Origin of the sequence: Burkholderia sp. S-53 (assembly GCF_025560745.1) — a bacterium.
GTDB lineage: Bacteria > Pseudomonadota > Gammaproteobacteria > Burkholderiales > Burkholderiaceae > Burkholderia > Burkholderia pyrrocinia.
Genome location: NZ_CP090484.1, coordinates 50175 through 70711, shown reverse-complemented (window position 1 = coordinate 70711; position 20537 = coordinate 50175). Strand labels below are relative to the sequence as shown.

Sequence of the window (20537 nt, the reverse complement as noted above, 5' to 3'; positions counted from 1 at the left end):
CGGCGGGCACCGCCCGCAGGCAGTGAGGCGGCGCCCATCGCGCGTGTCGCGTGCGCGCCGCCGTTTTTCTTCCGCCAATCGCGCGTGCCGCCGTTGAAAGCGGCATGCGCCCTCCTTTCCCGCTTCGCGCGACGGAGCACGGAACCCCGCATGAGATCGACGTTTTTCCGCTTTTCCCTCCGGATCGCCCGGCTGCTGCTCGCCGGTGCGGCGGGCGTGGCCTGCACGCACGCATCCGCCTCGACCTGCGATGCATCGCCCGAAAACGGCACGCCGCAATGGCGCCCCGCGCTGCACTACACGCCGCAGCGCAACTGGATGAACGATCCGAACGGGCTCGTCTACGACAACGGCCGCTACCACCTGTTCTATCAGTACAACCCGGTCGGCAACGACTGGGGCAACATGTCCTGGGGCCATGCGACCAGCACGGATCTCGTGCACTGGCGCGAGCAGCCGGTCGCGATGCGCGCGAACGCCACCGAGGAAATCTTCTCCGGCTCGATCGTCGCCGACACGCGCAACACGTCGGGCCTCGGGTCGCCAGGCGAGACACCGCTGGTCGCGCTCTACACGAGCGTCTACAAGGACGGCTCAGGTCATGCGCCGGGTACGCAGGCGCAGTCGCTCGCCTACAGCGTCGACCACGGCGCGACGTGGCAACCCTACGCGCACAATCCGGTGCTCACGCTCGATCCCGAATCGAAACAGTTCCGCGACCCGAAGGTGTCGTGGTACGCGCCGGGGCGCCACTGGCTGATGACGACGGTCGTCGCCGACGCGCAAGTCGTGAAGCTCTATCGCTCCGACGACCTGATCCACTGGTCGTTCCTGAGCGACTTCACGTTACCGGACGTGCCGCATGCGGGCGCACTGTGGGAGATGCCCGACCTCGTGCCGCTGCCGCTCGACGGCGATCCTCGACACATCAAGTGGGTGATGATCGTCAATGTGAATCCGTGGTCGATCGCGGGCGGCTCGGGCGCGATGTATTTCGTCGGCAACTTCGACGGCCGCACGTTCACGCCCGATCGCGTCGCGCCGGCCGGTTCCGATCCCGCCCGATTCCGCTGGGTCGATCACGGCGCCGACTTTTATGCCGCGGGCACCTTCGCGAGCGCGCCCGGCACGCGGCCGGTCGCGATTGCGTGGATGAGCAACTGGGATTACGCGGCGAAAGTGCCGACGACGCCGTGGCGCGGCGCGACGACCCTGCCTCGCGAGCTCGCACTGAAGACGATCGACGGCGAACCGCGGCTCGTCGTCACGCCGGCCGCCGCATTCGACGCGTGGGCGGACGGACGGCCCGCCGTGCATGAAGGCGAGTTCGCCGTCGAATCCGCCACGCGCGAGCTGTCGGCTGCGACGCGCGGCGTCGTGCAGCGCATCACCGTGACGATTGCGCCGCAGCGCGCGGCGCGCGCGGGCCTGATCGTCCGGCGCTCGGCGGACGGCACGACCGGCACCCGGATCGTGTACGACACCGCGAAACGCACGCTGACGCTCGACCGCTCGCAGTCCGGCGAAGCGAATTTCGCCGGCACGTTCAGCCGCGAGCACATCGTCGACCTGCCGCTCGAACAGGGGCAACTGCGGCTCGAAATCGTCGTCGATCGCGGGTCGGTCGAAGTGTTTGCGAACGGCGGTCGCGTCGCGCTCACCGACCTGATCTTTCCGCCGCTCGACGCGGACCGCGTCGCCGTGTTTGCCGAGCACGGCCGCGCGACGTTCTCCGGGCTCACGGTGACGCAACTCGAAGCCGGCGGCGATACGCGTCACGCCTGCGCGGCGCGGTAGGCGCGGTTCGCGGGCGCCGTCCTTCCCGCATGTGACGGGGGCCGTCCGCCCGACATTGCGGCGGGCGGTTGCGGTCCCCGCCGGTGCGACGGCTCAGAGCAATCCCATCCCGCCCGACGCGATGATCTCCGCGCCGACGATGAATGCGGATTCCGCCGCACTGAGGTGCAGCACCGTCGACGCGATTTCGTCCGGCGTGCCGAACCGGCCGATCGGGACGAGGCCCTTGATCTTCTCGGCCGTCTCGTCGAGCGTCGCCGCATCGAGCCCGAGCTTGCCGTACAGCGGCGTCTGGACCGGCCCCGGGCTCACGACGTTCACGCGCACGCCGTGCGGCAGCAATTCCGTCGACAGCGTCTTCGCGAACGAATTGACGGCCGCCTTGCTCGCCGCGTACACCGACGAGCCGGGCATCCCGATGTGCGCGTTGATCGAGCCGTTGATCACGATCGACGCGCCGCGGTTCAGCAGCGGCACCAGCGACTGGATCTGGAAATACGCACCTTTCACGTTGGTGTTGAACACGAGGTCCCACATGGCCTCGTCGCTGTCCGCGAACGGCGCGAGTTTCGCGACGCCCGCGTTGATGAACACCGCGTCGAGCCGTGCGCCCGCGGTCGCGATCGCGTCCGCCAGTGCGCGGGCCGACGCGACGCTGCCGGCCTCGTTGCGGATCGCTAGCGCGCCTTCGCCGAGCGTTTGCCGTGCGGCTTCCAGCGTCTGCGCGTCGCGCCCGGTGATGATCACCCGCGCGCCTTCGGCAGCGAATGCCTTGGCGGCCGCCAGGCCGATGCCGCTGTTGCCGCCCGTGACGAGGACCGTTTTTCCTTCGAAGCGTTGCATGATGTTCTCCTGTGAACCGGTGAGTTGACCGTGAACACAGGATGCACGCGGCGCCCGGACATGCCGTACGACGGGGGCGGCGAACATGTTCGAAATCGTCGAACGTGTTTGACCGGCCCCGCTCAGCCGGTCACGTCGATCCCGTCGAGCAGCCGCTGCGCGAGGCGCGGCTCGCGCAGTTGTTCCAGCCACCATTGCAGCGCGCGGCCGTCGCGATCGCCGTGCCACGCGACATACAGCACGTTCGGTTCGCGCGGGTTGGCCGTCTGTTTCTCGACGAGTTCGCCGCGCGCGAGCAGCGACGCCACGCGCCGGCGCGGCACCCAGCCGACGCCGAGCGCGTCGCGCTGAGCGAGGATCTTCGCGCGCATCGACGGCACCGCGAGCACGGCCTGCCCGCCGAGCAGCCCATACGCGCGGCCGGCCGCGCGCCGCGACGAATCGGCGACGACGACCGCGCGATGCGCGCCGATCGCGTCGCGCGTCAACGCGTCGCTCGCGGCGGCAAGCGGATGGCGCGGCGACACCGCGAACACCCACTCCATCGCGCCCAGCTCGAACCATTTGAAGCCCGGGATCGCGGGCGGCTCGTTGGTCGCGCCGACGACCAGATCCGCGCGACCGTCGCGCAGCGCTTCCCAGGTGCCGCCGAGCACTTCGTGCGTGAAGCGCAGCGACACGCCCGAATCGAGCGCGTCGAACGCGCGGACGACCGGCAGCAGCGTATCGAACTCCAGCACCTCGTCGCTGACGATCCACAGCCGGTCCTCCCAGCCGCTCGCGACCTGCCGCACGCGCTGCGTGAGCCGCGCAACGTCCAGCGCCAGCCGCGACGCTTCGTCGGTCAGCAATTGCCCGGCCGGCGTGAGCTGCAACCGGTAGCCGCGGCGGTCGAACAGCAGCGCGTCGAAACGCGTTTCGAGCTGGCGCGCGGCGTGCGACACGGTCGACGGCGCCTTGCCGAGCCGCGCGGCGGCGCGCGACAGGCTGCCGGTCGCGCGGATTGCGTCGAGCAGCGCGAGTTCTTCTTCTGACAACATGGCCGGGCTCCGGTCCAGGGATTGACGTGCATCGTAAGGCCAGCGGGCGCGCCGGTCCAACCCCGGCGCGGCGATTCACGCGTCATGCGCATGACGCAGCAAGCGGCTTCGCAGCCGATCCGCGTGATCGCCCCCGGCGAAAGTCATGCGCTGCAGCCGCCAGTCGCTGCCCGACGTCGCTGTAAAGTTTCCTGCGTAGTTGCCGTTATCAGTCGCATTCGTGAAAACACATGAACCGGAGCCATGTTCGATAGCAGGATTACCGCCAAAATCGTTGCGACATCGATACTCGCCGTCGCGAGCGGCTGCGTGGCACGCCCGCCGCTTGCATTCCCGCCGCCGGCGCCGGCAGCGTGCTGCAAAAGCTGGCAAGACGCCCGATTCGAGCCGGTCGGCATCGAGGGCGCGAGCCACGTCGCCATCCATATCGGGCAAAGCGCGACATTCGACTTCACCGAGGGGCGCTCCACGTTCGTGGCATACATGCTGCCGGAGCAGCGACCGCGCAGCATCGGCGTCCGCACGTTTGTCAGCACGCCGAGCCGGTTGCCGTACGCAACGGTCTTCAGACCGCGCGTACTCTTTCTCGACGCAGGCCGCCGCGAAATCGCGACCCGTCCGTTCGAGCCGATGACGCGCGGTGCCGAGTTCCTCGCCGGCCCGTACTACACCGCAACAGCCGATGTGCCGCCGGAAGCCCGCTATGTCGTCATCTATGCGGCACCGTCCGCGAAGACCGATCGACTGGTCGCGCGGTCGGTAAATGGCTCGATATTTGGCCTGCCCAACGCCTATGAAGGCACGATCTCAGTCACATTCCAATGAACACATTCCGCAACCGGCTCGGCGGCCTGCGCTCGGTCATCACTTGCGCAGCGGCTTCGGCATCGTTGCTGTCCGCATGCGCGCCGCTTCTCACCACGGATATCACGCTCGGTCCGAACGATACGGCCGCACGCGTGCGATTCCGGTTCGTCGGAAACGGCGCGCTGAGCGTTCTTCAGTACGCTGAAGCCACGTGCCATGCCGAATCCGATCCCGCAGTCCGCTCGCTGGTGTCCATCACCTACCAGGCGCATACGCTCAATCTGGCGGCGCTGCCGTTCAGCCCGCCCAAGCTCGGCATGCCCGGCAAGCCCGACGGCGTATCCGATCTGACGTATGGCGAAGTCGTCGTCAAAGCGGGCGAACCCCTTGTCTTTGGGCCGCAGTGGAGCGCCAGCGACGGATTCAGGTATTACCGCGCGTGGCGGTTCGCCAGCTTCACACCGGACAGCGGCACCGACTACGAGGTCGTCATCGGCGACGGCTTCAAACAGCCCATGACGTTGAGCGTCGCCCGACTGCAAGTCGTCGACGGGCATGTCGACCGCGTGCCTGTCACGGCGGCGACGCTCAAGCAATGCGGCTCGACGTAAGACGGCGCTGTTCGCCTGCTGACCGTCGCTGCGCGCAATGCGCGAAAACGCCGGACCGCATCGCAATCGCGAAACTTGAAGCGATTGCGATGGTCCGCTGAACCGACAAGCCCGTTCGCCCGCGCGTACGGCACGTCGAACCTACCCTTGGCCCAATCGCAAGCGCGCCACGCCGCCGCTCGACGCCCCGACATCACCGATAGCGCTGGTCGCGTCACGCCGCGAAAATTCTTCTTCAGACAGGATCGGCGCGCTCCGCTCGTGAAAAACCATGATCGTCGGGCAACCACATGCCTCGCTCCAGGCCGGACGGCAGCTCTCCAGTGTCGCGCTTCGAGCGCGCGCCACGCCGGCTGGGCGACGCGTCATACTTGCGGCATGCCGATTCCGGCGAAATAACCAAATCCGAGGTAACCACTGCGATGGACATCGCGATCCGCATCGAAGGCCGCCACGACCTCACCGGACAAATCTTCCGGCAACTGCGCACCGCGATCGTCGACGGGCGCCTGGCAGGCGGTGCACGGCTGCCGTCGACGCGCGATCTCGCGAAGCAGCTCGGCGTATCGCGGAAGACGACGCTCGATGCATTCGAGCGTCTCGTCGCCGAGGGCTACCTGAATACGCGTGCCGGCGACGGCACGTTCGTCGCCGACGGCCTCGCGCGCGTGCCGCACGCCGCGGCGATGTCGGCGCCGTCGCTCGTCGAGGACACGCCGCGCATCGACGCGGTCGACGCACGCGCGCTGTGGAACGACCTGCCCGACGCGCTCGCGATGCCCGCGCCGCAGGATGCGCCCGGCTTCGACTTCCGCGGCGGCGTGACCGACAAGACGCTGTTCCCGTTCGACGCGTGGCGGCGCTGCCTGCACCACGCGCTGCGCCAGCAGGCGCGCGGCCCCGCCCAGTACCACGACCCGGCCGGCGACTCGCAACTGCGCGGCGCGATCGCGCGCTACGTCGCGTTCAGCCGCGCAGTCGCATGCAACTGGGACGACGTGCTCGTCACGCACGGCGCGCAACAGGCGCTCGACCTGCTCGCGCGCGTCGTCGTGCGGCCCGGCGACGTGGTCGCGGTCGAGGATCCCGGCTATCCGCCAGCGCGCGCCGCGTTCGCGTCGCTCGGTGCGACCGTGATCGGCGTGCCGGTCGACGCGCACGGCCTCGTCACGGAGCGGCTGCCCGACGAAGCGCGCCTCGTCTACGTGACGCCGTCGCACCAGTTCCCGCTCGGGATGCCGATGACGCTGGAGCGGCGCATCGCGCTGCTCGAATGGGCGCAGCGCCGCCGCGCGGTGATCATCGAGGACGATTACGACGGCGAATTCCGCTTCGAAGGCCGGCCGGTGGAATCGCTGAAAAGCCTCGACCGCACGGGCCTCGTCGCGTACGTCGGCACGTTCTCGAAGACGATCTTTCCCGAACTGCGGATCGGCTACGCGATTCCGCCGCGCGCGCTGCGCGGCGCGCTCGCCAAGGCGAAGCAGATCGTCGACTGGCACACCTGCACGCTGACGCAGGCGGCGCTCGCGCGCTTCATGCTCGAAGGCGATTTCGCGCGACACCTGAAGCGCGTGCAGAAGCATTACGATGCGCGCCGTAAGATGCTGATCGCGCATCTGCGCGGCGAACTCGCGCCGTGGTTCGACGCGATCGTGCCGACCGCCGGCATCCACCTCGCAGCGCACCTGAAGCCTGGGCTCGACGAAGCGGCGCTGGTCCGCGCGGCGCGCGAGCAGGACATCGGCCTGTACGGGATCTCGGCCTTCCATGTCGGCGTGCCGGTCCGCGCGGGGCTGCTGTTCGGCTATGGCGGGATCGACGCGCTGCGCATCGACACGGCGCTCGCGAAGCTGGCGGGGCTGCTGGGTTCGGGCAGTTTCGGCACCCCTGCACTGGTTACCTGAATTTCCACGGAATTGGCTATTCAAGCAGGCCAATGCTGATCTTAAAGTGGGTCCTGTCGCGCCACCGTGCGCACCAACCGAAAAAGGACCTGCCATGCAACCGCGCCTGAACTTCTATACCGCCAGCCCGAATGCAATCAAGGTGATGCGCAACGCCGAGGAATTCCTCGCGAAGAGCACGATCGAGAAGCCGCTCGCCGAACTCGTCCGCCTGCGCGCGTCGCAGATCAACGGCTGCGCGTTCTGCGTCGACATGCACACGACCGACGCGCGCAAGGGCGGCGAAACCGACCGCCGTCTCGCGACCGTCGTCGCATGGCGCGAAACGCCGTTCTTCACCGAGCGCGAACGCGCTGCGCTGGAATGGACCGAGGCGCTGACGCTGGTCGCGAGCAACCATGTGCCCGACGCCGTCTGGGAAGCCGTGAAGCCGCACTTCAGCGACGAGGAGCTGTTCGACCTGTCGATGCTGATCGCGACGATCAACACGTGGAACCGCTTCGCGATCGCGTTCCGCAAGATGCCCGAGTAAGGGGACGACGATGATCCGCTCCACGCTCCATCTAGCCGTCCTGTGCGCGGGGCTCGCGCTCGGCGCCGCGCTGCCGGCCGCCGCCCATGCGCACGACGCCGGCGACAACGTGCACGCGATCATGCAGCAGGCCGTGCCCGAAGCGCCCGGCAAGCTCGTCGTCGTCGCGACCGTCGACTATGCGCCCGGCCAGGCTTCCGAAGCGCACCAGCACCTCGGCTCGGTGTTCGCGGTCGTGTCGAAAGGCGAAGTGCTGTCGCAGGTGAACGGCGGCCCGCTGCATCGCTATCGCGCCGGCGAAGGCTGGTACGAGGCGCCCGGCTCGCGCCATCAGGTGTCGCGCAACGCGAGTGCGACCGAGCCCGCGCAACTCGTGGTGTTCGGGCTGACCGGCGAACACGCGCCGCTGAAGTCGCCGATCGATCAGTGACGACGATTCGGAGGTGCGTGCCGTGTGCGGCCCGCGCCTCCGTTTCGTGACCGGTTTCCCCGCCGATTTCGTGCAGTTGCTCCGCCGCGTTTCGCCGTTTCCTCTCCGCCGTTTCCTCTCCGCCGTTTCCTCTCCGCCGTTTCCTCTCCGCCGTTTCCCCTCCGCCATTTCCCCTCCGCCATTTCCCCTCCGCCATTTCCCCTCCGCCATTTCCCCCCGCCATTTCCCCCCGCCATTTCCCCCCGCCGTTTCCCCATTAGCCGCTCCCTACACTTCGCCGCCGGCACCCTGCCCGCCGCCACGCTGCCTCCCCGCTCGTCCGCGCCGCCATTCGACACTCGCCTGATCGCGATCAACGCCGGCGAAAACCCTTCCTTGAAATTAACTAACTCATCAATTAGCGTCGTCTGCATGAACCCGAAATCCACCGTCGCCAGGCCGCGCGGGCGCCGCCCGTCGGTGGACGATTTCGACCTGCGCGACCACATGCTCGACGTCGCGATGCAGTTGTTCGCCGAACGCGGCATCGCCGCGACGACGGTCGCGCAGATCGCCGCCGCCGCAGGCGTCACGTCCGCGATGGTCCACTACTACTTCACGAACCGCGAGCAGTTGCTCGACGCGATCGTCGAGGAACGGATCGCGCAGGCCATCGCGTTCGTGTGGCGGCCGACCGAGCCGCAGATCGAAAACGATCCGTTCGCGCTCGTCGCCGAACTCGTCGACCGCTTCTTCGATGTCACGCATCGCATGCCGTGGCTGCCGTCGATCTGGCTGCGCGAGATCATCCATGAAGGCGGGCTGCTGCGCGAGCGGATGCTGCGGCGCATTCCGCTCGAGCATGTCGGGCGTTTCGCCGAACGCGTCCGCGCCGCGCAGCAGGCCGGCACGCTGAACCCCGCGCTCGAACCCGCGTTCCTGTTCCATTCGATCATCGCGCTCGTGATGCTGCCGCTGGCAACCGCGAAGCTGTGGCAAAGCGCGCGCGGCCTGCCGCCGATCGACCGCGACGTGCTGCACCGGCACGTCCGCGCCCTGCTCGGTTCCGGCATGCAGCCGCCGGCCGCCGCGCCGCGTGCGCGGACACGCTCACCGCGGAGGCCGTCGTGAACGCGGCCCGCGTGCTGCCGCTCGCGCTGGCCGCCGTCGCGCTGCTCGCCGGTTGCGGACAGTCGACGGACCACGGCACGACCTACCAGGGCTATGTCGAAGGCGAATTCGTGTACCTGTCGTCGTCGCAATCGGGGACGCTGACGCAGTTGTCGGTCGCACGCGGCCAGGCCGTCTCCGCCGGCGCGGCGGCGTTCTCGCTCGAAGCCGTGAACGAAACGGCCGCGCTGCTGCAGGCACAGCATCAGCTCGCGGCGGCACGTGCGCAGCTCGCCGACCTGCAGACCGGCAAGCGCCCGCCGGAAGTCGCGGTCACGCAGGCGCAACTCGCTCAGGCCACCGCGCAAGCTGCCCGGGCCGCCGCGCAACTGGCGCGCGACGAACGCCAGTACGCGGCCGGCGGCCTGTCGAAGCAGCAGCTCGACGATTCGCGCACGTCCGCGCAAACCACCGCCGCGCAGATGCGCGAACTGCGGAACCAGGTCGACGTCGCACGCCTGCCGGGCCGCGCGCAGCAGTTCGCCGCGCAGGCCGCGCAGGTCGAAGCCGCCCAGGCCGCAGTCGTGGAAGCGCAATGGAAGCTCGACCAGAAGCGCGTCGCCGCGCCCGCCGCCGGGCGCGTGTACGACACGCTGTACCGCGTCGGCGAATGGGTGCAGGCCGGCAATCCGGTCGTGCAGATGCTGCCGCCGCAAAACCTGAAGGTGCGCTTCTTCGTGCCGGAAGCCGCCATCGCATCGCTCGCGCCGGGGCACGCGGTCGCGATCCGCTGCGACGGCTGCGCGGCCGACGTGCCCGCGCGCATCACCTACGTGTCGAGCGAGGCCGAATACACGCCGCCCGTGATCTACAGCAACGAGAGCCGGACCAAGCTCGTGTTCATGATCGAGGCGCGCCCCGCCGTCGCGGATGCGCCGAAGCTGCATCCGGGCCAGCCCGTCGCCGTGAGGGTGCAATGAACGCGCCGGCCGCCCCGTACGCGATCGACGTCGATCGCCTGAACAAGCGTTTCGGCGACAAGCACGTCGTGAAGGACGTGTCGCTGCGCGTCGCGCGCGGCGAGATCTTCGGCTTTCTCGGGCCGAACGGCAGCGGCAAGACGACGTCGATCCGGATGATGTGCGGCCTGCTCACGCCTGACTCGGGCAGCGGCACCTGCCTCGGCTACGACATCGTGCGCGACAGCGCGCAGATCAAGCGGCGCGTCGGCTACATGACGCAGCGCTTCTCGTACTGGGAAGACCTGTCGATCCGCGAGAACCTCGATTTCGTCGCGCGCGTGTACGGGATGCCCGACCGCAACGCGGCCGTCGCGCGCGCGCTCGACGGGCTCGGCCTCGCGAGCCGCGCGGACCAGCTCACCGGCGCGCTGTCGGGCGGCTGGAAACAGCGCCTCGCGCTGGCCGCGTGCATGCTGCACGAGCCCGAACTGCTGCTGCTCGACGAGCCGACCGCCGGCGTCGATCCGGCCGCGCGCCGCGACTTCTGGGAGGAGCTGCACCGGCTGGCCGCGCAAGGAATCTCGGTGCTCGTCAGCACGCACTACATGGACGAAGCCGAGCGCTGTCACAAGCTTGCGTATATCGCGTACGGCGAACTGCTTGCGCAAGGCACGTCGGCGGAAATCGTCGCGTCGCAACGCCTGTCCACGCGCGAGATCACCGGCGAGCACCTGACCGAGCTGTCCGCGCGGCTGCGCACGATGCCGGGCGTCGATCAAACCGTCGTGTTCGGTTCCGCGCTGCACGTGAGCGGCCGCGATCACGCGCTGCTCGACGCAACGCTCGCGCAGGTCGTGGCGCAGGCCGACGGGAATGCGGCGCTGCAGGTTGCACCGATCGACACCGGGCTCGAGGATGTGTTCATCTACATGATGGGCCGCGCGTCCGGGCCGCCCGGCGGAGCATCCTCATGAACGCGTGGGCGGGTCTGCGCGAATCGTTCTCGGTCGCGCGCTGGTGGAGCATCGTGCTGAAGGAGTTCCTGCAGCTACGCCGCGACCGTGTGACGTTCGCGATGATCGTCGGTGTGCCGATCATCCAGCTCGCGCTGTTCGGCTTCGCGATCAACACCGATCCGAAACACCTGCCGACCGCGGTGATCGTCGCCGATTCGAGTCCGTTCGCGCGCAGCTTCATCGCCGCGATGCGCAATTCCGCGTACTTCGACATCGTCGAGACGCTGCCCGACGAAGCGGCCGGCCGGCATGCGCTCGCGCGCGGCGACGTGCAGTTCGTGCTGAGCGTGCCGGCCGATTTCTCGCGGCGGCTGTTGCGCGGCGAGCGTCCGGCGCTGCTCGTCGAGGCGGACGCCACCGATCCCGTCGCGACCGCGTCGGCGATCGGCGCGCTGCCGGGCCTCGTGCAGCCCGTCGCGGACAAGGATCTGACGGGGCCGCTCGCGCACCTGAACGGCCGCCCGGCCGCGTTCGACGTCGTGCTGCACCGGCTGTACAACCCGGAAGGCATCACGCAGTACAACGTCGTGCCGGGCCTGATGGGCGTGATCCTGACGATGACGATGGTGATGATGACGGGCCTCGCGATCACGCGCGAACGCGAGCGCGGCACGATGGAAAACCTGCTCGCGACACCCGTGCGGCCGCTCGAGGTGATGACGGGCAAGATCGTCCCTTATGTGTTCATCGGGCTGATCCAGGTGTCGATCATTCTCGCGGCCGCGCGATTCGTGTTTCACGTGCCGTTCGTCGGCGGCGTGTTCGCGATCTACCTGTCCGCGCTGCTGTTCATCGCCGCGAACCTGACGGTCGGCATCACGCTGTCGTCGCTCGCGCAGAACCAGTTGCAGGCGATGCAGCTCGCGGTGTTCTATTTCCTGCCGAACATCCTGCTGTCGGGCTTCATGTTCCCGTTCGCCGGAATGCCGAAGTGGGCGCAGTTCATCGGCAACCTGCTGCCGCTCACCTACTTCAACCGCCTCGTGCGCGGCATCCTGCTGAAAGGCAACGGCTGGGCCGACCTGTGGCCGTCCGTGTGGCCGGTCGCGCTGTTCACCGTCGTCGTGATGGGCATCGCGCTGCGCTTCTACCGGCGCACGCTCGATTAGGTGCCCCACGATGAAACCGGCTTCGCATCGCACCTCCATCGCCGCCCGCGGCGTTACGTTGGCCGCCGCTGCGCTGCTCGCCGCCGGTTGCGCGGTCGGGCCGGATTTCCGCACGCCGGACGCGCCGGCCACGCAGCAATACACGCGGGATGAACCGCCCGTCACGACAGCAGCCGCCGGCGGCCCGGCCGGCGACGCGCAGACGTTCGCAGCGGCCGCGCACACGCCGCAACACTGGTGGACCGAGTTCGGCTCGGAACCGCTGAACCGGCTCGTCGACGCCGCGTGGCAAAACAGCCCGACGCTCGCCGAGGCCCGCGCGCGGCTCGACGAAGCGCAGCAGAACCATGCGGCCGAAGCCGGCGCGACGATGCTGCCACGCGTCGACGCGAACCTGTCCGCCACGCGCCAGAAGGTCGACACGACGGCGTTCGGGCTGCCGGCCAACGTGCCGAATCCGGGGCCGTTCACGCTGTACGACGCGTCGGTCAGCGTGTCGTACGTGCTAGACGTATTTGGCGGCAACCGGCGCGCGCTCGAAGCGCTGCGCGCGCAGGTCGACTATCAGTCGTACACGCTCGACGCCGCACGCCTGACGCTCGCGGGCAACGTCGTCGCCACCGCGATCCTGCGCGCATCGCTCGTGCAACAGGTCGCGCTCACGCAGCAACTGGCCGACGCGCAGGCGCGGCAGTTGCGCATCGTCGAAGCGCGCTTCGCGGCGGGCGGCGTGTCGCAGGCCGACGTGCATGCGCAACGCGCGCTGCTCGCGCAAACGCAAGCATCGCTGCCGCCGCTCGCGGCCCGCCTCGCGCAGGCCGGCCACCGGCTCGCGATCCTGCTCGGCGCGCCGCCGTCCAGCGCGATGCTGCCCGACCTCACGCTCGATGCGCTCGTGCTGCCGCGCACGCTGCCCGTCACGCTGCCGTCGACGCTCGCGCGCGAACGGCCCGACATCCGCGCGGCGGAAGCCATGCTGCACCAGGCGAGCGCGAACGTCGGCGTGGCCACCGCGAACCTGTATCCGCGTTTTTCGATTTCGGCGGGGATCGGCTCGGAGCGCACGCGCGTTGCGGATATCGTGAGCGGGTTGAATGTGTGGAACGTCGGCCTGGGTCTGACGCAGCCGCTCTTTCACGGCGGCGAGCTGCGCGCGAAGAAACGGGCGGCCGAAGCGGCGTACGACGCCGCGTTCGCGAGCTATCGGGAAACCGTGCTGCAGGCGCTTCAGCAGGTGGCCGACGCGATGCGCGCGGTCGAACACGACGCGGCCGAACTGCAGGCGAGAGACACGGCCGCGCAGGAAGCGGCGGCAAGCAATGCGATTGCCGGCGACCGTTACGCGGCGGGCGGGATCAGCGCGTTCGACCTGCTCGACACGCAGCGGCAGGCGCTGCAGACGGCGCTCGACCGTACCCGCGCGCAGGCCGACCGGCTTGCGGATACGGCGGCGCTGTTTCAGGCGCTGGCGGGGAGCTGGATGGATGATGCGGCGAAGTGACCGACAGGATGGTGTTGGCACCGGCCGGACACTGCCGGTCTGCACGCCAGGCACCGCACGAGCGGTGCGCTTGTCGGGCTCGGCTGCCGTCGCCGCCCGCTTCCATTCGATGACCGCCGATGACTGAACCCGCAATATGCACAACGCGTGCCGCAAATAGAAAAACCGGCCCGAAGGCCGGTTTTCGTACCGCATGCCGTGAGCGGCGCTCGCGCGCCGCGCGACATCAGAAGCGGTGGATCAGGCCGACGCCGGCAGCGATCTGGTTCTGCTTCGAACCTGCGCCCACGCCGTCGCCGATCGACGTCGTTGCTGCCTGGATGCCGCCGGTCGGGGTCACCGTGTTGCCGCTTGCGTGCTGGTAAGCCTCAACCGCGTACAGGCCCGTGCGCTTCGACAGGCTGTAATACTGCGACAGCGTGACTTGGTGGTACTTGGCCGCGCTCGAAACACCGTTCGACTGCGTTGCCGCCGTGTACGAGTAGCCTGCCGCGAAGTCCCACTGCGCCGATGCCTTCCAGTGCAGCACTGCACCTGCCGTGTTGAAGATCGCCGTGTTCTTGAAACCCGAACCCGTGCCCGGAATGTACTGAACGTTCGAGTACGACGCCGAAATGTCCCACGACGGCGTGAACTGATAGCCAGCAGTGACAGCCACGCGCTGTTGCGACTGCGCGAATTGGTAGCCATTGTTGATCGACGACACTGCCGGCTGGACGCCGTTGGTGCCAGCCGCGTTCAAACCGTTCTGCACCGTCGAGTTCGCGCCCCACGCACCGCCACCGAGCGTCGCGTTGTTGACCCGCTGGTAGCCGACCGCGATGCCTGCCGGGCCGTTCAGGTACTGGACCGCCGCGCTCCACGTCGAGCCGCGGTTCGTCGCGCCTGCAACGCCGCCGAACGAGTACGAACCGCCGACCGTGAAGCCGTAGAACTTCGGCGACATGTAGACGAGCGAGTTGTTCGCACGGTAGCTGGTATCCAGCGAGTCGATATCGCCCGGGTGCGCGCCGTAGTAACCGGTCAGCCAGGTCGTCGGGCTATACGGCGACAGCAGCGTGTAGTACGCGGTGTACTGGCGGCCAGCCGTCAGCGTACCGTACGACGCGTTGGTCATACCGACCCACGCCTGACGCGTGAAGATGCCGTTGTTCCACTGCGACGAGCCGTTGTTCGCGTTGAAGCCGGCTTCCAACTGGAAAATCGCCTTCGTGCCGCCGCCAAGATCTTCGCTGCCCTTCAGGCCGAAGCGGCTGCCTGCCCAAATGCCGGTGGCCATCTGCACCTTCGAGTGACCACCCGTGGTCGCGCCGACTGCCGACGAGTTGTTCTGCCAAGCGATAGCGTTATCGACGATACCGTACAGGGTCACGCTGCTCTGGGCGTGGGCGGCGGTAGCGGCTGCAAGGCCAACTGCCGTCATGGCGAAAGCGACGCGCTTTTTCATTGATTCTCCGTCCTCAAAGAATGATTTCTTTTCTGGTGTGGTTTTATGACTGACACATGTGCGAGTACATGCCGGCGCAATTCTGACGGATTACCGATTATTTCCCAACACGCGCAGTCGGTCATCGTATGATCGACGCAACGCACGGGTTCACCAAGCGGTTACATAACACCTGAAAACGCTTACGCGGCGGGCATTTCCGGCGTTTCCCGGTGAAAACCCTAGCTTTACATTTTTACTGGTGCAACACGACCCGCCGATGTCGTCAGACGCCTTCGGCAACAATCCTCTTACCAATGCGCGATCGCAACTGACGCCGCGATTCACGCCGCCGCGCAGGATCGCTGACGTTCATGACACCCACATTTCGAGAAACGAAATCGTGAAAACGTTTCAGCCCGCGTGCGGGAGATCGGACGAGAGCGGCCCGGCAAACGCGGGCCGAAGGACGATGCCGGCGCGGCGCGCCGGCGACATTCAACGCGATGCCGGCAACGCGAGCCGCGCGGTCACCGCATCGGCGAGCGCGGTCATCCGCGCACGGATCGCCGTGTTCGAGCCGACCAGCGCGAGCGACGACGCCATGATCCGGTAGATGCGTTTTCTCGGCACCTTGGCCGGCTTCGCCGGGTCGAGCCACGCATCGTGGCCGGCCAGCAGCTCGAGCGTTTCGAGGCCGATCATGATCGGCCACAGGCACGCGAGCCGCAGCCGCACGAAGCGCCGCGGGATCGCGAGCGTGTACAGGCACGCGTCGCGATACTGGTCGAGCGCGATGCGCAGCAGGTCGACCAGCACGCCGCGCGCCCGCACCGACGCGTCCGGCTGCATCAGGTCGGCGACGCCGAGCCCGTGCGTGGCCAGCACGTCGTCGGGCAGGTAGCAGCGGCCGATGCGCAGGTCCTTCGCGCAGTCGCGCAGGATGTTGGTCATCTGCAGCGCCTTGCCGAAACGGATGCCCTTCTCGCGCATGTCCGGCTGGTCCCAGCCGCGCGCGGCACGCGTGTGCGCGCCGGTCATGTCGGTCCAGAACTCGCCCACGCAGCCCGCGACGAGGTACGTGTAGCGGTCGAGCAAGTCGCGCGTCGGCAGCGACGCGACCTGCCCCGACTGTTCGTCCGGGAACGTGCGCAGGTCGAATTCCATGCCTGAAGTCAGCGTCGCGACGACCTTGCGGATCGACGCGCGGTCGGCGTCCGGCTGCGCGCGCAGCAGCGCGAGCATCGGCTCCATCGAGCCGAGCAGCACGTGTTCGTGCGAATCCGTCTGCATCCGCGTCACGTCGTCGAGCGAACGCGACAGCGCCGCGCCGTCGCCGAGCCGCTCGACCTCGTCGCGCAGGTCGGTCAGCAACGCCGCCCGGCGATCGGGCGCGACGAGCGCGGTGTCGGCGATCGTGTCGGCCGCGCGCGCAAGCAGGTACGCGAGGCCGACCGGGTCGCGCATGCCGTCGGGCAGCACGCGCAGCGTCAGGTAGAAGGAGCGGGAAACGTTCTTCAGCAGGTCGCCGAGCAAGTAGGCGGAATCGGTTCGGGTCGTCATGGGTCGGGAAAAATCGGCCGGCGCGGGCCCCGGACGCACACGGGCGCCGGGCGCCCGCGCCGGCCCGCGAGTCGCCGCATCGTCGCGCCGCGCGGGCGTCAACCCGGGCACTGCGATGCAAAATTCCCGCAAGTTTAGTGCATCCGGCGCGCGGCCTGCCGGCGAGGGCCGGAATGCGGCATGTACACCGATGCCGCGCCCCTCCCCGCCGCCCTCATCGCACTCTCGAACAAAACGGAAAGGACAAAGTAATACATATGTAATTATTCGATGCGACGATCGCGTCCCGTTCGATTCCGTAAGGCACGGCACGACAGCCGCGCCGGCGGAGCGAGCGCCCCTTTACGATTTTTCCGATTCCCGTTCCGAAGGTTCATCGACATGTCCTTTATGCGCCCGAGCGCCCTGCGCTACGTCCCGTTCGCCTGTGCCGCCGCCTTCCTGCTCGCCGCGTGCAGCGACGGCGACGACATGACGTCCGATCCCACCCTGCCGATTTCCGCGAAGGTCCAGGTGGTCGGCCATCGCGGCGCGAGCGCGCTGCGCCCCGAGCACACGCTCGCGTCGTACCGCAAGGCGATCGAGGACGGCGCGGACGTCATCGAGCCCGACCTCGTCGCGACGCGCGACGGCGTGCTCGTCGCGCGCCACGAGAACGAGATCTCGGGCACGACGAACGTGTCGGCGCTGCCGCAGTTCGCGAGCCGCAAGGCGACCAAGACGATCGACGGCGCGCAGCTCACGGGCTGGTTCACCGAGGATTTCACGCTCGCCGAATTGAAGACGCTGCGCGCCCGCGAGCGCATTCCGCAGATCCGCCCCGCGAACACCGCGTACAACGACCAGTTCGAGATTCCGACCTTCGACGAGATCGTCGCGCTCGCGAAGCAGATGTCCGCGCAGACCGGCCGCACGATCCACCTGTATCCGGAAACCAAGCATCCGACCTACTTCCAGTCGATCAACCTGCCGCTCGAGGATCGCCTCGTCGACGCACTGCTGAACGATGCGTACACGTCGCGCACGGCGACCGTCTACATCCAGTCGTTCGAGGTCGCGAACCTGAAGACGATCCGCAACCGGATCAAGTCGAGCCAGCCGAACTGGAAGCTCGTGCAGTTGATGGACGAAGCCGGCCAGCGCCCGTACGACTTCGTGAAGGCGAACGACAAGCGCACCTACGGTGACCTGTCGACGCGCGACGGCATGCGCGAGATCGCGACCTACGCGAACGGCGTCGGCCCGTACAAGACGTCGATCATCGCGGTCGCCGCGGACGGCACGCTGCAGCAGCCGACGCCGTACGTGCGCTACGCGCACGAGGCCGGCCTCGTCGTGCATCCGTACACGTTCCGCCCGGAGAACAACTTCCTGCCGGCGTCGCTGAAGGACGGCGGCACGGCGGCCAAGCGCAACACGGCCGGCTCGGTGCGCGAGATCCAGGCGTACCTGCGCGCGGGTATCGACGGCTTCTTCACCGACGATCCGGCGGTCGGCCGCACGGCGGTCGATACGTTCAAGCGCTGAATCCGCAGAACGTGCTGAACGTGCGGCAGCCGGGCGCGGCGCATTGCGTGCCGCCGCGCCCGGTTGCCGCCGTATCGGTCAGATCACGCTGAAGTGGTGCGTACCGTCCCGCTTCAGCTGATCGACCAGCCCGTATTCCCAGTCGAGATACGCCTGCATCGCGGCAGCCGCGTTGTCGGTGCCTTCGTACGGGCGCCGGTAGCGGTCGACGCGCGGCGACGCGAGCCGCGTCTCGCCGCTTTCGAGCGGCAGCCCGGCATCGATCCATGCGGCCGTGCCGCCGGTCAGCACCGAGATGTCGGCCGATGCCGGCAGCAGCGCGCGCGCATCGTCGGCCGCGAACCGCGCGAGCAGGCTCGATCCGCACGTGAACACGTAGCGCTTCGCGGGCGGGATCGCCGCGAGCGCGTCGCGCAACTGCGCGCGCACGACGAACCAGGCGCCCGGAATATGGCGCTTCACGTAGTTCGCGCTGGCCGTCACGTCGACGATCGCGAGTTCATCCGGCGCAGCTTCCTTCAACCAGCCCGCGAGCGTCGCGGGCGACACGTCGGTCGCGGGCGGCGTCGCCGGCACGTCGCGCGGCGGCTGGCCGCGCTCGCCGAACGCCGCCGCGCCGGCCGGTTCGACCACGCGCACGTCCCAGCCCATCTGTGCGAGCCACGACGCGGTCATGTCCGCGCGTACGCCGTCGTCGTCGGCGAGCACGATCCGCGCGCCGCGCACGGCCGCATGATGGTCGGTCTCCTGCACGAGCTGGCCGCCCGGCGTGTTCAGGAAGCCCGGCAGGTGGCCGGCCTCATATTCCTCCGGCGTGCGGACGTCGAAGCGGTACAGTGTGCGGCCCGGCTCGTCGAGCGCGGCGACGTCCGCGAGCGCGATGCGCGGCACGCCGGCACGTTCGGCCACCGCGCGCGCAGCCCGGCGCGCGTCGGCGCGCTGCGTCGTGTCGATCTCGTCAGGAAAGCGGCGCGCCGCGCCGTGCTCGAGCGTCTGGCCGGCAAGCGTCCAGCCGATCGTGCCGTTGCGCAGTGCCGCGACCGGGTTCGGCAGCCCCGCGTTGACGAGCGACTGCGTGCCGATGATGCTGCGCGTGCGGCCCGCGCAGTTGACGACCACCTGCGTCTGCGGATTCGGCGCGAGCGCGCGCACGCGCAGCACGAGTTCCGCGCCCGGCACGCTGGTCGAGGTCGGGATGTTCATCGTCTGGTATTCGTCGAAACGGCGCGCGTCGACGATCACGACATCGGCCTTCGCGTCGATCAGCGCCTGCACTTCCTGCGCGGACAGCGACGGCGTATGCCGCTCCGCCTCGACCCATTCGCCGAACGACTTGCTCGGCACGTTCACGTCGATGAACAGCTCGCCGCCCGCGGCCACCCAGCCCGCGAGGCCGCCGTCGAGCAGCCGCACGTCGGTATAGCCGAGCTGCGCGAGCTTCGCGGCCGCGCGCGGCGCGAGATCCTCGCCGCCCGCCTCGCCGAACACGACGATCGGCGTGTCGCGGCGCGGAATCCGCGTCCATGCGTCGAGTTCGAGCTTCGACAGCGGAAAGTTGGCGGCCCACAGCGGATGGCCCTGCGCGTACGGATCTTCCTCGCGTACGTCGATCAGTGCGATCTCGTCGCGGGCAAGCAGGCGCGCGCGCACGTCCTGGTACGACACGACGGGAAAGCAGAAAGTGGAATCGGCGGATTGCGTCACGATGTCTCTGTCGGATTCTGTTGAAGTCGGTGAAGAAAGCGAAACGGATGAATCTTCGGCCAGCCGGCGCACGCCCGCAACGGGCCGCGCCGGCTGGCGCCGCATCAGGCATTCGAATAGCCGGACACGAAAGGCTTCACGGTGCCGTCGTCCAGGTACACCGCGCGCTCGACCTTGCCGATGTTCGCGCCGTACACATGGATGCTGATCGATACCTGGTCGGCGAATGCGTTGGTCACGCGATGGACGTCGCCGATGCGCGGCGACACGGCCTCGACCTCGCCCGGCTGCAGCCGCACGGCTTCTCCCGCCGGCACGGGCTTGCCCGCTTCGTCGAACCGGTAAGGCTGCGAAAACTCGCCGCCGCGCAGCATCCCGATCAGCCCCCACACCGTGTGGTTGTGGATCGGTGTCGTCTGGCCGGGCCCCCACACGAAGCTGACGATCGAGAACCGCTCGTCCGGGTCGAGATACAGCAGGTACTGGCGATAACGTGCGGGATCGGGCTGCGCGAACGCGTCGGGCAGCCAGTCGTCGTGTTCGACGAGCGCGGCGAGCAGCGCGCCGCCCTCGTCGAGGATGCGCGCCTCGTTCGCGCCGGACGCGAGCAGCGCGCCCAGAGCGTCGACGAACGGACGCAGCGGCGTCTGATGCAACGAAAGCGTACTCATCG

The 20537-nt window shown here is 68.4% G+C and carries 18 protein-coding genes; 12 read left to right on the top strand and 6 right to left on the bottom strand.

The window, feature by feature from the left end; genetic code table 11:
- Positions 1 to 150: 150 nt before the first annotated feature.
- Positions 151 to 1797, top strand: a complete 1647-nt coding sequence (locus LXM88_RS22505; protein WP_262544486.1) for a glycoside hydrolase family 32 protein — start codon at positions 151 to 153, stop codon at positions 1795 to 1797.
- A gap of 93 nt (positions 1798 to 1890) precedes the next feature.
- Here LXM88_RS22505 and LXM88_RS22500 read toward each other — a convergent pair whose 3' ends face one another.
- Both LXM88_RS22500 and LXM88_RS22495 read right to left on the bottom strand, forming a co-directional pair.
- Positions 1891 to 2640: an SDR family oxidoreductase gene (locus LXM88_RS22500; RefSeq protein WP_262544485.1), complete on the bottom strand. Its 750-nt coding sequence runs from the start codon at positions 2638 to 2640 to the stop codon at positions 1891 to 1893.
- A 122-nt stretch (positions 2641 to 2762) separates the two neighbouring features.
- Positions 2763 to 3680, bottom strand: a complete 918-nt coding sequence (locus LXM88_RS22495) for a LysR family transcriptional regulator (protein WP_262544484.1) — start codon at positions 3678 to 3680, stop codon at positions 2763 to 2765.
- A 243-nt stretch (positions 3681 to 3923) separates the two neighbouring features.
- Between LXM88_RS22495 and LXM88_RS22490 the strand changes: the two genes are divergently transcribed.
- The 10 genes from LXM88_RS22490 (at position 3924) to LXM88_RS22445 (ending at position 13644) form a co-directional block, all read left to right on the top strand.
- Positions 3924 to 4505 carry a hypothetical protein gene (locus tag LXM88_RS22490; RefSeq protein ID WP_262544482.1) on the top strand — a complete coding sequence of 194 codons (582 nt, stop codon included), beginning with the start codon at positions 3924 to 3926 and terminating at the stop codon, positions 4503 to 4505.
- Entirely contained in the window at positions 4502 to 5098 is a 597-nt protein-coding gene (locus LXM88_RS22485; protein WP_262544480.1) for a hypothetical protein, read from the top strand. The genes LXM88_RS22490 and LXM88_RS22485 overlap by 4 nt, the downstream gene beginning before the upstream one ends.
- Positions 5099 to 5520: 422 nt before the next feature.
- Positions 5521 to 7005, top strand: a complete 1485-nt coding sequence (pdxR, locus tag LXM88_RS22480; protein ID WP_262544478.1) for a MocR-like pyridoxine biosynthesis transcription factor PdxR — start codon at positions 5521 to 5523, stop codon at positions 7003 to 7005.
- A 94-nt stretch (positions 7006 to 7099) separates the two neighbouring features.
- Positions 7100 to 7537 (top strand): carboxymuconolactone decarboxylase family protein, encoded by a 438-nt coding sequence (locus tag LXM88_RS22475; RefSeq protein WP_262544476.1) that lies wholly within the window; start codon positions 7100 to 7102, stop codon positions 7535 to 7537.
- A gap of 10 nt (positions 7538 to 7547) precedes the next feature.
- Positions 7548 to 7967, top strand: coding sequence for a cupin domain-containing protein (locus LXM88_RS22470; protein ID WP_262544475.1), 420 nt, complete (start codon positions 7548 to 7550; stop codon positions 7965 to 7967).
- 411 nt (positions 7968 to 8378) lie between these two features.
- A complete protein-coding gene (locus LXM88_RS22465) occupies positions 8379 to 9077 on the top strand; it encodes a TetR/AcrR family transcriptional regulator (protein ID WP_262544473.1) in 699 nt (232 codons plus the stop codon).
- Positions 9074 to 10036: an HlyD family secretion protein gene (locus tag LXM88_RS22460; protein WP_262544472.1), complete on the top strand. Its 963-nt coding sequence runs from the start codon at positions 9074 to 9076 to the stop codon at positions 10034 to 10036. The genes LXM88_RS22465 and LXM88_RS22460 overlap by 4 nt, the downstream gene beginning before the upstream one ends.
- On the top strand, positions 10033 to 10992 hold the full coding sequence (locus tag LXM88_RS22455) for an ABC transporter ATP-binding protein (RefSeq protein ID WP_262544471.1): 960 nt from the start codon (positions 10033 to 10035) through the stop codon (positions 10990 to 10992). The genes LXM88_RS22460 and LXM88_RS22455 overlap by 4 nt, the downstream gene beginning before the upstream one ends.
- Positions 10989 to 12143 (top strand): ABC transporter permease, encoded by a 1155-nt coding sequence (locus LXM88_RS22450; protein WP_262544469.1) that lies wholly within the window; start codon positions 10989 to 10991, stop codon positions 12141 to 12143. Before LXM88_RS22455 ends, LXM88_RS22450 begins: the two co-directional genes overlap by 4 nt.
- Before the next feature lie 10 nt (positions 12144 to 12153).
- Positions 12154 to 13644 (top strand): efflux transporter outer membrane subunit, encoded by a 1491-nt coding sequence (locus tag LXM88_RS22445; RefSeq protein ID WP_262544468.1) that lies wholly within the window; start codon positions 12154 to 12156, stop codon positions 13642 to 13644.
- A 226-nt stretch (positions 13645 to 13870) separates the two neighbouring features.
- On the opposite strand, the gene LXM88_RS22440 is transcribed toward LXM88_RS22445, so the two are convergent.
- Complete coding sequence (locus LXM88_RS22440) at positions 13871 to 15091, bottom strand: porin (protein WP_262544466.1); 1221 nt, start codon at positions 15089 to 15091, stop codon at positions 13871 to 13873.
- A 477-nt stretch (positions 15092 to 15568) separates the two neighbouring features.
- Positions 15569 to 16633, bottom strand: a complete 1065-nt coding sequence (locus tag LXM88_RS22435; RefSeq protein ID WP_262544465.1) for a phytoene/squalene synthase family protein — start codon at positions 16631 to 16633, stop codon at positions 15569 to 15571.
- A 381-nt stretch (positions 16634 to 17014) separates the two neighbouring features.
- On the opposite strand from LXM88_RS22435, the gene LXM88_RS22430 reads away from it, so the two are divergent.
- Complete coding sequence (locus LXM88_RS22430) at positions 17015 to 18160, top strand: glycerophosphodiester phosphodiesterase (RefSeq protein WP_262544463.1); 1146 nt, start codon at positions 17015 to 17017, stop codon at positions 18158 to 18160.
- Positions 18161 to 18238: 78 nt separating this feature from the next.
- On the opposite strand, the gene LXM88_RS22425 is transcribed toward LXM88_RS22430, so the two are convergent.
- A complete protein-coding gene (locus LXM88_RS22425) occupies positions 18239 to 19864 on the bottom strand; it encodes a rhodanese-related sulfurtransferase (protein WP_262544462.1) in 1626 nt (541 codons plus the stop codon).
- 104 nt (positions 19865 to 19968) lie between these two features.
- A complete protein-coding gene (locus LXM88_RS22420) occupies positions 19969 to 20535 on the bottom strand; it encodes a cysteine dioxygenase (RefSeq protein WP_262544461.1) in 567 nt (188 codons plus the stop codon).
- Between the last annotated feature and the right edge of the window lie 2 nt (positions 20536 to 20537).

Bases quoted from the DNA above. Each gene is read 5' to 3' on its own strand.
- LXM88_RS22505 (WP_262544486.1), top strand. From the start codon at position 151: ATGAGATCGACGTTTTTCCGCTTTTCCCTCCGGATCGCCCGGCTGCTG.
- LXM88_RS22500 (WP_262544485.1), bottom strand. From the start codon at position 2,640: ATGCAACGCTTCGAAGGAAAAACGGTCCTCGTCACGGGCGGCAACAGC.
- LXM88_RS22495 (WP_262544484.1), bottom strand. From the start codon at position 3,680: ATGTTGTCAGAAGAAGAACTCGCGCTGCTCGACGCAATCCGCGCGACC.
- LXM88_RS22490 (WP_262544482.1), top strand. From the start codon at position 3,924: ATGTTCGATAGCAGGATTACCGCCAAAATCGTTGCGACATCGATACTC.
- LXM88_RS22485 (WP_262544480.1), top strand. From the start codon at position 4,502: ATGAACACATTCCGCAACCGGCTCGGCGGCCTGCGCTCGGTCATCACT.
- pdxR (WP_262544478.1), top strand. From the start codon at position 5,521: ATGGACATCGCGATCCGCATCGAAGGCCGCCACGACCTCACCGGACAA.
- LXM88_RS22475 (WP_262544476.1), top strand. From the start codon at position 7,100: ATGCAACCGCGCCTGAACTTCTATACCGCCAGCCCGAATGCAATCAAG.
- LXM88_RS22470 (WP_262544475.1), top strand. From the start codon at position 7,548: ATGATCCGCTCCACGCTCCATCTAGCCGTCCTGTGCGCGGGGCTCGCG.
- LXM88_RS22465 (WP_262544473.1), top strand. From the start codon at position 8,379: ATGAACCCGAAATCCACCGTCGCCAGGCCGCGCGGGCGCCGCCCGTCG.
- LXM88_RS22455 (WP_262544471.1), top strand. From the start codon at position 10,033: ATGAACGCGCCGGCCGCCCCGTACGCGATCGACGTCGATCGCCTGAAC.
- LXM88_RS22450 (WP_262544469.1), top strand. From the start codon at position 10,989: ATGAACGCGTGGGCGGGTCTGCGCGAATCGTTCTCGGTCGCGCGCTGG.
- LXM88_RS22445 (WP_262544468.1), top strand. From the start codon at position 12,154: ATGAAACCGGCTTCGCATCGCACCTCCATCGCCGCCCGCGGCGTTACG.
- LXM88_RS22440 (WP_262544466.1), bottom strand. From the start codon at position 15,091: ATGAAAAAGCGCGTCGCTTTCGCCATGACGGCAGTTGGCCTTGCAGCC.
- LXM88_RS22435 (WP_262544465.1), bottom strand. From the start codon at position 16,633: ATGACGACCCGAACCGATTCCGCCTACTTGCTCGGCGACCTGCTGAAG.
- LXM88_RS22430 (WP_262544463.1), top strand. From the start codon at position 17,015: ATGTCCTTTATGCGCCCGAGCGCCCTGCGCTACGTCCCGTTCGCCTGT.
- LXM88_RS22420 (WP_262544461.1), bottom strand. From the start codon at position 20,535: ATGAGTACGCTTTCGTTGCATCAGACGCCGCTGCGTCCGTTCGTCGAC.